General features: G+C 29.3%; 11 protein-coding genes, 2 tRNA genes and 2 rRNA genes. 11 read left to right on the top strand and 4 right to left on the bottom strand.

All coding sequences use genetic code 11. The annotated features are described in order from the left end of the window. From G594_RS0113980 to G594_RS0113965, 4 genes are all read left to right on the top strand, one after another. A 23S ribosomal RNA gene (locus G594_RS0113980) occupies positions 1-133 on the top strand; the annotation flags it as partial. Between the two features lie 59 nt (positions 134-192). Continuing rightward, positions 193-309 (top strand): 5S ribosomal RNA (gene rrf, locus G594_RS0113975). A 5-nt stretch (positions 310-314) separates the two neighbouring features. Next, positions 315-390 (top strand) — tRNA-Phe (locus G594_RS0113970). A 5-nt stretch (positions 391-395) separates the two neighbouring features. Beyond that, positions 396-469, top strand: a tRNA-Cys gene (locus tag G594_RS0113965). Positions 470-509: 40 nt separating this feature from the next. Here G594_RS0113965 and G594_RS0113960 read toward each other — a convergent pair. Further along, on the bottom strand, positions 510-1,430 hold the full coding sequence (locus tag G594_RS0113960) for a S66 peptidase family protein (RefSeq protein WP_027099151.1): 921 nt from the start codon (positions 1,428-1,430) through the stop codon (positions 510-512). A gap of 75 nt (positions 1,431-1,505) precedes the next feature. Continuing rightward, positions 1,506-2,450, bottom strand: a complete 945-nt coding sequence (locus G594_RS0113955) for a magnesium transporter CorA family protein (RefSeq protein WP_027099150.1) — start codon at positions 2,448-2,450, stop codon at positions 1,506-1,508. A gap of 269 nt (positions 2,451-2,719) precedes the next feature. Here G594_RS0113955 and G594_RS0113950 point away from each other — a divergent pair, with 269 nt between their 5' ends. Next, positions 2,720-3,208: a hypothetical protein gene (locus G594_RS0113950; RefSeq protein ID WP_051196026.1), complete on the top strand. Its 489-nt coding sequence runs from the start codon at positions 2,720-2,722 to the stop codon at positions 3,206-3,208. Between the two features lie 247 nt (positions 3,209-3,455). Here G594_RS0113950 and G594_RS0113945 read toward each other — a convergent pair whose 3' ends face one another. Beyond that, positions 3,456-4,619 carry a zinc-binding metallopeptidase family protein gene (locus G594_RS0113945; RefSeq protein ID WP_027099148.1) on the bottom strand — a complete coding sequence of 388 codons (1,164 nt, stop codon included), beginning with the start codon at positions 4,617-4,619 and terminating at the stop codon, positions 3,456-3,458. A 184-nt stretch (positions 4,620-4,803) separates the two neighbouring features. Between G594_RS0113945 and tmk the strand changes: the two genes are divergently transcribed. From tmk to G594_RS0113915, 6 genes are all read left to right on the top strand, one after another. After that, complete coding sequence (tmk, locus tag G594_RS0113940; protein ID WP_027099147.1) at positions 4,804-5,430, top strand: dTMP kinase; 627 nt, start codon at positions 4,804-4,806, stop codon at positions 5,428-5,430. Positions 5,431-5,512: 82 nt separating this feature from the next. After that, positions 5,513-5,842, top strand: a complete 330-nt coding sequence (locus G594_RS0113935) for a cyclic-di-AMP receptor (RefSeq protein WP_027099146.1) — start codon at positions 5,513-5,515, stop codon at positions 5,840-5,842. Between the two features lie 20 nt (positions 5,843-5,862). Then, positions 5,863-6,792, top strand: a complete 930-nt coding sequence (locus G594_RS0113930; protein ID WP_027099145.1) for a DNA polymerase III subunit delta' — start codon at positions 5,863-5,865, stop codon at positions 6,790-6,792. Positions 6,793-6,794: 2 nt separating this feature from the next. Further along, on the top strand, positions 6,795-7,700 hold the full coding sequence (locus tag G594_RS0113925) for a PSP1 domain-containing protein (RefSeq protein ID WP_027099144.1): 906 nt from the start codon (positions 6,795-6,797) through the stop codon (positions 7,698-7,700). 12 nt (positions 7,701-7,712) lie between these two features. Continuing rightward, a complete protein-coding gene (locus G594_RS0113920; RefSeq protein ID WP_027099143.1) occupies positions 7,713-7,919 on the top strand; it encodes a heavy-metal-associated domain-containing protein in 207 nt (68 codons plus the stop codon). A 96-nt stretch (positions 7,920-8,015) separates the two neighbouring features. Further along, a complete protein-coding gene (locus G594_RS0113915) occupies positions 8,016-8,186 on the top strand; it encodes a DUF362 domain-containing protein (protein WP_027099142.1) in 171 nt (56 codons plus the stop codon). A gap of 41 nt (positions 8,187-8,227) precedes the next feature. On the opposite strand, the gene G594_RS19025 is transcribed toward G594_RS0113915, so the two are convergent. Next, on the bottom strand, positions 8,228-8,887 hold the full coding sequence (locus G594_RS19025; RefSeq protein ID WP_051196025.1) for an MBL fold metallo-hydrolase: 660 nt from the start codon (positions 8,885-8,887) through the stop codon (positions 8,228-8,230). Position 8,888 lies beyond the last annotated feature (1 nt).

The following is an 8,888-nucleotide window of genomic DNA, read 5'->3' as shown; positions in this document are numbered from 1 at the left end:
CCCACCTCAAGATGAGATTTCCCATAGCATAAGCTAGTAAGACCCCTTGAAGAACACGAGGTTGATAGGTCAGAGGTGTAAGTGCAGTAATGTATGTAGCTGACTGATACTAATAGGTCGAGGGCTTGACCAAGTTAAAGATATTTCAATAATTGTGTGCAATTTTCAGAGAACAACTCTGAAAAAAGAATATTTGGTGATGATGGCATAGAGGAAACACTCCTTCCCATACCGAACAGGAAAGTTAAGCTCTATAGCGCCGATGGTACTGCATGGGAGACTGTGTGGGAGAGTAGGACGTTGCCAAGTAATATGGCTCGATAGCTCAGTCGGTAGAGCAGAGGACTGAAAATCCTCGTGTCCCTGGTTCGATTCCTGGTCGAGCCACCAGGTATGGCGCTATAGCCAAGTGGTAAGGCAGAGGTCTGCAAAACCTTTATCCCCGGTTCAAATCCGGGTGGCGCCTCCAAAGAGAAACCTGTAAGCAAAAGCTTACAGGTTTAATTTTTTTATAATAAAAAGTTATCTTTAATAGTTAATTTCATGATTTTATTATTGAAGTAAGCTGGGGCACCTATAGGTATTGTTATATTAGGGCAGCTATGACCAAAAGGCATACCTATAATAAGAGGGATATTAAGAGGAAGAAGACGGTTAAGTATAACTTCCTCAGTAGTAAGACTTCTATCATAATTAGGAAGTGTGCAATCGGTAAGATGTCCTATAATAATACCATTACAATCATGTAGTTTTCCGCTATTTATTAAATGTGTAAGCATCCGATCAATGCAATATGGGGCTTCATTAACCTCTTCTATTAATAATATAGAGTCTTTTGTATTGATTTCATATTTTGTTGAAAGGGATGAGCAAATAATTGATAAGTTTCCACCAACTAACTTACCTTTAAATGAAGATAAGTTATATGTATATATATTTGGATTTAGATCTAATAAATCATATGAGAAGTTTTTAGTATTACAAATAGAAGTTTTTAAAAAGTATTTTTTTGTGAGTTCATCCGTAAAGTCCGATGTTATCATAGGACCATGAAAAGTGATTAAACCTAAATTAGCAAAATAGTTAAGTAAAAGAGTTATGTCGCTATATCCACAGAAGAATTTGGGATTTTGTAAAATAATCTTTTTATCTAAAGAAGAGATTAATCTAGCTGTGCCGTACCCTCCCCTAAGACAAACTATTCCATCAATGGATGGATCTAAAAACATATCATGTAGATCCTTTATCCTATCACTATCGAAACCAGCTAAATGACCATACTTATTATATAGGTGAGGAGCTAGTTTTATCTTGAAGCCTAATTCTTTAAATTCACAGAGTTTCTTATCAATTTTATCTTTATTTTCAGGTGAAGCAGGAGCAATAATTCCAATTGTAGATGCTGAAGTAAGCTTTTTACCTTTTAACATAAAAACCTCCAAAAAAAGAGAGCAGTAATGCTCTCTTTTGTTTTTATTATATTTTATGCTTTAAGTATAAATGTGTTAACTGAACATATCTTTTTTATATAATATAAATGCTACTAATCCACAAATGCTAAATGTTATCCCCATAACTAACAAGAATGCGTATGGTTCATGTTGAAAAGGTAAGTCGACATTCATACCATATATACCAGACATTATGGTTGGTATGGCCATCAATATAGTAACAGAGGCCAAAACTTTCATTACTATATTAAGGTTATTAGAAATAACCGAAGCAAAGAAGTCCATAGTACTTGCTAATATGTTACTATATATTTCTGTCATTTCTATAGCCTGTTTATTTTCAATTATAACATCCTCTAATACATCTTTGTCTTCAGAATACTTTTGCATTACTTCAACTTTAAGCAGCTTTTCTAAAGTGATTTCATTAGCTTTTAAGGATGTAGAGAAGTAAACCAGTGATTTTTCTAGAGAATGTAATTGTATAAGCTCCCTATTCTTCATAGATTTATGAAGTCTCTTTTCAATCATTAAACTTTTTTTATCTATTTGTCTTAGATATAAAAGATAATATGTAGATATTCTATTTAATATCTGTAATATAAATCTTGACTTTTTAAAAGTAAAGAATGATTTTATTTTACCGTTTATAAAATCAGTAAGAACTTTACTATTCTTCAAACACACTGTTATAAGAAAACTTTCTGTATGTATAATAGCTAGAGGATATGTATCATACGTTAGTGAGTTATCTTCCATTTCTGTAAAGGGAATATCTACTATAACTATCATATTACCATCTTCTATATCAATTCTTGAAGTTTCTTCATCATCTAATGGCGCCTTTAAGAATTGTATAGGTACGCCAGTTTTCTTAGATATAAGAAGTAGTTCTTCGTCAGAAGGTGCAACCACATTTATCCAACATCCAGTTTCAATATTATCTAGCAGAGTAAGAGAAGAATTATTTTCGCTGGAACTTTTATATATCTGAATCATATTAAAGACCTCCTATTTTATACACGTTTATTATACTATTTTATAAATAATAATTAAAGTAAAAGGATAAAAAGGTTATTATTTTAAAAAGAGTAATAAAGTACAGTAAAATAGACGTTTACTATGATATTAGTTAATAAATCCGATAAAGAAGGAAATATGGAAGATTAATATAGATTATTAAATAATTTGGATATGGATTAATTTAATAAAGCTATGTATAATCACAATTATCGTCTTAGAATTACTATTATCTGGGGGAAAGTATTATGATGCATAAAGAAGTAGTTGAGCGAAAAAAAACACATGTTATCGCTTTAATACTGTTATTAATTACTTGTGTGTTATACATTGTAGAAGGAATACAAGCATTAAGAATTGAGAACTCATTTGTTTTAAAAGTATGTGAATTTATATTATTATTATTTACAATTATTTTTATAATATTAGAGTATCTTAGTTGTAAGATTGCTTATAAGTATTCATTAATAGCGGACAAGCTAATTATTAATAAAATATATTATGGAAATGAAACTAATTTAGAAAGCATTAAACTATCAGATATTCTTTATCTAGGTAAGAAGAAGGACATACCAAAGAAATATAGATTAAAATGCACAGGAAAGTATACTTGTGAATTGTTTGGAAATGATAAAGTTTATTGCGTATATAAGAAAGAGAATAAAGTAGGTATATTTAATTTTGAGCCAAGTGAAGATTTTATAAGAAGAATAACAAAATATAAAAAGGCAGTTTAAAATAGAGCAAGACAAAGTCTTGCTCTATTTTTATGTGCGCCTAGCATGGCCGTACACTAATTGGAATATGCAAATATAATAAAAGGTCACTGGAAAATATCCGGTAGCCTAATTCTAAGTAAATTACTTTATATAAATATCTAGAATCAATAGGATTTGTTAGTCTTACACAAACATATCAAATGAAACATTAATTTCTAGTGGCCCAACGGTACGTATGGTGGTGTGAGAGGACGCTAAAAAATAATTATTTAGCTCCTACTCCATTATAGAATTCTTGTTTTATTTCCTGAAGAAGATCTTCACGTTCAATTAAATCTAATGCTGTACATGCTAATGAAGCACATGCCTTATGTATCTGTTCAAAACCATATTCAGATATTGTGCAATCGGCAAAATCAGTTGACCCATACTTAATATTTTCATCATCTTTTATAGATATATAAGGGTGAATTGTAGGTACCTTTTTACTAACAGCCCCAATGCTGAGTCCTGCATAAACATCAATAGGTGAACCTATATTTATAATCCCATTTTCTTTTAAATTGTGAGTAAATATTCTTGAAAGAGTTTTGTTTGTTACAAGTTCTTCGTTATATGATTCATATAATGAAATCTTATTTGGTATATGGGTTAAGTTAGAAACATATCTTACTATTTCACGTAGTTTGTTTTCTGCAAGTTCAGCCATTTCAAATTCCTTTGCACGAATATAGAATTTAGCTTCAGATTCCAAAGGAGTTAGCAAAGGAGTATATCCGCCCTTTGATAGTATGTAATTAACTTCCACATCCTTAGGAAAACCCTTAAGTAAGAAGTTAAGAATATTAAAGGTTAACAATATACAATCTAGTGAAGTATATTCATCTTTACTTAGAAAGCTTAATCCGCTATTTCCAATAAATTTTATGTTAAGAGGAATAATAGCTGATGAAGTACCACTTTCAGCAGTGGTATTATAAGGATGACATTCCATAACTACATCTATATCATCAAAAACTCCTTGTTTTACTAGAGTAAGTTTAGTTCCGCCTAAATATTCTCCAGGGCATCCTATAATAATGATTGTACCATTAGTTTGCTTTATTATTTCCCCTACGGAAATAGATGCACCAATAGATATTGCAGCTAATGCATTGTGTCCTGTTATATGTCCTTTCTCTTTAATAGCATCATATTCACAAAGAAAGCATATCTTAGGATATCCACTTCCCTTACTAGCATAGAATGAATTTGGAATATCTAAGTAGTTCTTTTGAATATTAAAGTTATATTTTTTTAACACTTCGCAAATATATGAGGATGATTTTTCTTCTTTATAGCTTTCTTCAGGATATTTATATAAATACTCACATATATTCTTTACATCATTGAAGTTTTTAGTTAGAAATGATATGATTTCTTGTTTCATAATAAAACCTCCTAATTATATATTATTTATATTAGTTTTATCTCAATATAGAAAAAATATTATTAAAGTAAGATGAATATATAATAGCTTAAGAGGATAATATTGGATTATAATACTTTTGAATTTATTGTAAGAGATGATATAATAACATTACTAATATCGATAACGAAAGAGGTTATTAATAATGAAAAAAGGATTATTTATTGTATTTGAAGGTGGAGAAGGATCTGGTAAAAGTACAATATTAGAAAAAATATATAATTGGCTACTTGAAGAGAATAAGAATGTAGTAAAAACTAGGGAACCAGGAGGCATTAAAATTTCTGAGCAGATAAGAGAGATAATATTAAGCTCAGAAAATGAAGAAATGGATGGTAAGACAGAAGCTTTACTTTTTGCTGCTGCAAGAAGACAACATTTAGTGGAGAAAGTAATACCAGCGTTAATAGAAGGAAAGATAGTTTTATGTGATAGGTTTATAGATTCTTCACTAGCCTACCAAGGATATGCAAGAGGATATGGAATAGAAGAAATATATAAAATAAATTCCTTTGCTATAGGTGAATATATGCCAGACTTATCTATACTGTTTGATATAGAACCTTCTACAGGATTGGATAGAATAAAAAAGAACTCTAGTAGGGAAGTAAATAGATTAGATAAAGAGAGAGTAGAATTTCATAATAAAGTTAGAGAAGGATATCATGAAGTATTAAAAATAAACGATAAAATGATAAAAATTGATGCATCTAAATCAATTGAAGAAGTATTTGAGGATGTTAAAGAAATAATATTAAAACATATAGGGTAAAAAATTGTTTTTATGTAAAATAGAATTGAGTTTATGATAAAATATAAATATATAGGGAATTGAAGTTTAGGAGGGATGTATTATGAAAATGGTCATTGCTATTGTACAAGATGATGATGCTTTAGATTTAATTGATACACTTACAGAGAAAAAGTTTGGAGTAACAAAACTTGCGACAACAGGTGGGTTCTTAAAGTCAGGAAATACAACATTAATGATAGGTGTAGAGAAAGAACGTGTAGATGAAGTTATAGGCTTAATAAAGGATGTTTGTCAAAAGAGAACAGAGGTTGTAGCTTCACCATCTCCATTAACAGGAGGAGCGGGTGTTTATATGCAATATCCAATAGAAGTTGAAGTTGGAGGAGCAACATTATTCGTAATTGATGTTGATCAATTTTTAAGAGTGTAGATTATAAAAGAGGTGATTTTGTGGAAGAATTTATTGGATTTAATGACATAATAGAAGGATTTAACAAACGTGTAGATAAAGGTACTCTTTCACATGCTCACCTTATTGTTGGACCAGACGGGATAGGTAAAAGTATTTTAGCTAGGAAATTTGCTTTGAAAATATTAAATAAAGAGATAGATAAAGATTATATAGATATAATTCATTATAGAGCTAAGAAAGCTTCATTTGGAGTAGATGATGTAAGAGGAATTATTGAAGAGATAATGAAAAGGCCATATGAAGGAGATAAAAAGGTTGTTATTATACATGAAGGAAATAAGCTTACTATTCAAGCACAAAATGCTTTGCTAAAAACAATTGAGGAGCCTCCAAAAGGAGTATACATAATATTATTAACTGATAGTATAGAGTTAATGTTGGATACTATAAAATCTAGATGTCAAATATATAAATTAACACCTTTAAGCAAGGATGAGGTTAATAGATATATTAGTAGGTTAGGAAATTTTGATGAAAATAAGGTTTTATCTGCTATAGCATATGGTGAGGGAATTCCAGGAAGAGCAGAAAGAATATTAAATGATGAAAAGCTTAATTTATTAAGAAATTGTATTATAGATTTGTTAACTGATATTGATAGTAGAAGTAATAATATAGTTTTAAATTATGAAAAAAGACTTGATTCTTTTAAAGATAGCAAAGAAGAAGTTTTAAATATATTAGAATCACTTATTAGGGATATTATAGTATATAAAGAACTACAAGATAAAAAAATGATAATGAACATTGATAAGTTAGAATATATTGATAGGTTTTCTAGTAATAAGTCGTATAAAAAGTTAAGTGCAATGTTAGAGAAGATTAGAGAAGCAAGAATAAATATAAGGAATAATGGAAATTATTCAATGGTCATAAGTGTAATGCTTATGGGACTTTCGGAGGGTTAATAATGATAAAAGTAGTAGGAGTAAGGTTCAAAAAAGCAGGGAAAATATATTATTTTGGACCTAATGAATTAAATATAAATAAGGGAGACTATGTAGTTGTTGAAACAGCAAGAGGTGTTGAATTTGGCGAATGCGTAATAGGGATTAAAGAGATAAAAGAAGAGGATGTAATTCCACCTCTAAAAAGTGTATTAAGGATAGCTGACGAAAATGATATAGCTAAGCATAAAGAAAATAAAGATAAAGAAGAAGAAGCTCTAAATATATGTATTTCTAAAATAGAAGAACATGGACTAAAAATGAAGCTAATAGATGTAGAATATACATTTGATAATAATAAGGTGATTTTCTATTTTACAGCAGATGGAAGAGTAGACTTTAGAGAATTAGTTAAGGATTTAGCAACAATATTTAAAACTAGAATTGAACTTAGACAAATTGGTGTAAGAGATGAAGCTAAAATGTTAGGTGGCTTAGGGCCTTGTGGCAGACCAATGTGTTGTTCTTCGTTTTTAGGAGACTTTACTTCTGTTTCAATAAAGATGGCAAAAGAACAGAATTTATCTTTAAATCCTACAAAGATATCAGGAATATGTGGTAGATTAATGTGTTGTTTAAATTATGAACAAAGCACATATGAGGATATTAGAAAGAGATTACCTAAGGTTGGTTCTGTGGTTCAAACTGAAGATGGCAAGGGCGAAGTTGTTAGTAATAATACAGTTAAAGAAGCTGTTAAGGTTAAATTAAGAAAAGGCGATGAAGAGGTAATAGAAGAATTTAAGATAGAAAATATAGCTTTGATTTCAGGTAGTTATGAAGATTCTGTAGATGAAAAAGAAATTAAGTTAGAAATTGAATCAGAAGAAGATAAAAGTCTTATTAAAGATTTAATTAATGAAAAATAGGGGGATTTCTATATGAAATCAGTTATTAAGATTTATGATATGAATAAATCATCTGATGCTATGAATATTCAAGGTGCTATAGCAAGTAATGAAGGAGTTATAGCATGTGAAGTTTCTTTGGATAAAAAAGAAATTCAATTAATATATAATGAAAGTTTTGTTACATTAGATAAGATTATTGAATCTATTGAAATTCTAGGATATATGGTAGTAAGTTAGATAGAAGTTAATTTTATTTAAATTACTTTTAAATGTTATGGAAACATGTTAAAATGTATATGGTGTAATTACCATAAATATTAGGAGGTGTTTTTCATGGCATACGTTATTAATGATTCATGTGTAAACTGCGGAGCTTGCGCTGCAGAATGTCCAGTTGAGGCTATAAGCCAAGGAGATACTCAATTCGTTATAGATGCAGATACTTGTATCGATTGCGGAAACTGCGCAAATGTTTGTCCAGTAGGAGCACCAAACGCAGAATAATTTATACTTAAAAGATCGTCATTTTATGACGATCTTTTTTCTTATATAGTATTTATGTAATTAGAGCTATCTTTGATTATTAATGTATTTAATGATGAGGAGCTATCTAATGTATTAGTATCAATACAGTCTTTATCTATTATAGTTATTTTTTTAGAATTAATAAAAAAATCTTTAGGACTATCTAAGAACTTTGTACAATTGGAGTTTCTATAATACATTGGAATAATATACTTTGGTTTAATTATATCTATTATGTCTAAAGCTTGAGGACTATTAATTGTAAAGTGTCCACCTATAGGTATAAATAATATGTCTATGTCTGATAAAGTGGATATAAGGTCAATTGAAAGATTATGGCCAATATGACCTAGATGACATAGTTTAATTCCTTCAATTTCTGTAGAGTAAATAATATTTTCACCTCTTTTTATCCCATATAGATTATCATGATATCCTTGGTATCCAGTAACTAAAATATCGTAAAATTTATATACACCCAAAGTATTGACTGTATTGCAATTTTTTAATATTGGTATAGAACTTTTATCTATATTAAGATAATTATGACTTAATGTAATTATACTTGGGTTTAGGCTAGATATTTTATTTATTGTAAGATTTAAAGGATCTAATAGAACCCTTCTACCATTTGAGACTTGAATTAAGAAACAAGATTCTCCTAGCCATCTTATAATCATA

The sequence above is a fragment of the Clostridium paraputrificum AGR2156 genome (assembly GCF_000424025.1).
GTDB lineage: Bacteria > Bacillota > Clostridia > Clostridiales > Clostridiaceae > Clostridium > Clostridium paraputrificum.
Note: the sequence above shows the minus strand (reverse complement) of the source record. Positions and strands in the feature narration are given on the sequence as shown.

Bases quoted from the DNA above. Each gene is read 5' to 3' on its own strand.
- G594_RS0113950 (WP_051196026.1), top strand. From the start codon at position 2,720: ATGATGCATAAAGAAGTAGTTGAGCGAAAAAAAACACATGTTATCGCT.
- G594_RS0113925 (WP_027099144.1), top strand. From the start codon at position 6,795: ATGATAAAAGTAGTAGGAGTAAGGTTCAAAAAAGCAGGGAAAATATAT.
- G594_RS0113935 (WP_027099146.1), top strand. From the start codon at position 5,513: ATGAAAATGGTCATTGCTATTGTACAAGATGATGATGCTTTAGATTTA.
- G594_RS0113955 (WP_027099150.1), bottom strand. From the start codon at position 2,450: ATGATTCAGATATATAAAAGTTCCAGCGAAAATAATTCTTCTCTTACT.
- G594_RS0113945 (WP_027099148.1), bottom strand. From the start codon at position 4,619: ATGAAACAAGAAATCATATCATTTCTAACTAAAAACTTCAATGATGTA.
- G594_RS0113960 (WP_027099151.1), bottom strand. From the start codon at position 1,430: ATGTTAAAAGGTAAAAAGCTTACTTCAGCATCTACAATTGGAATTATT.
- G594_RS0113920 (WP_027099143.1), top strand. From the start codon at position 7,713: ATGAAATCAGTTATTAAGATTTATGATATGAATAAATCATCTGATGCT.
- G594_RS19025 (WP_051196025.1), bottom strand. From the start codon at position 8,887: ATGATTATAAGATGGCTAGGAGAATCTTGTTTCTTAATTCAAGTCTCA.
- tmk (WP_027099147.1), top strand. From the start codon at position 4,804: ATGAAAAAAGGATTATTTATTGTATTTGAAGGTGGAGAAGGATCTGGT.
- G594_RS0113915 (WP_027099142.1), top strand. From the start codon at position 8,016: ATGGCATACGTTATTAATGATTCATGTGTAAACTGCGGAGCTTGCGCT.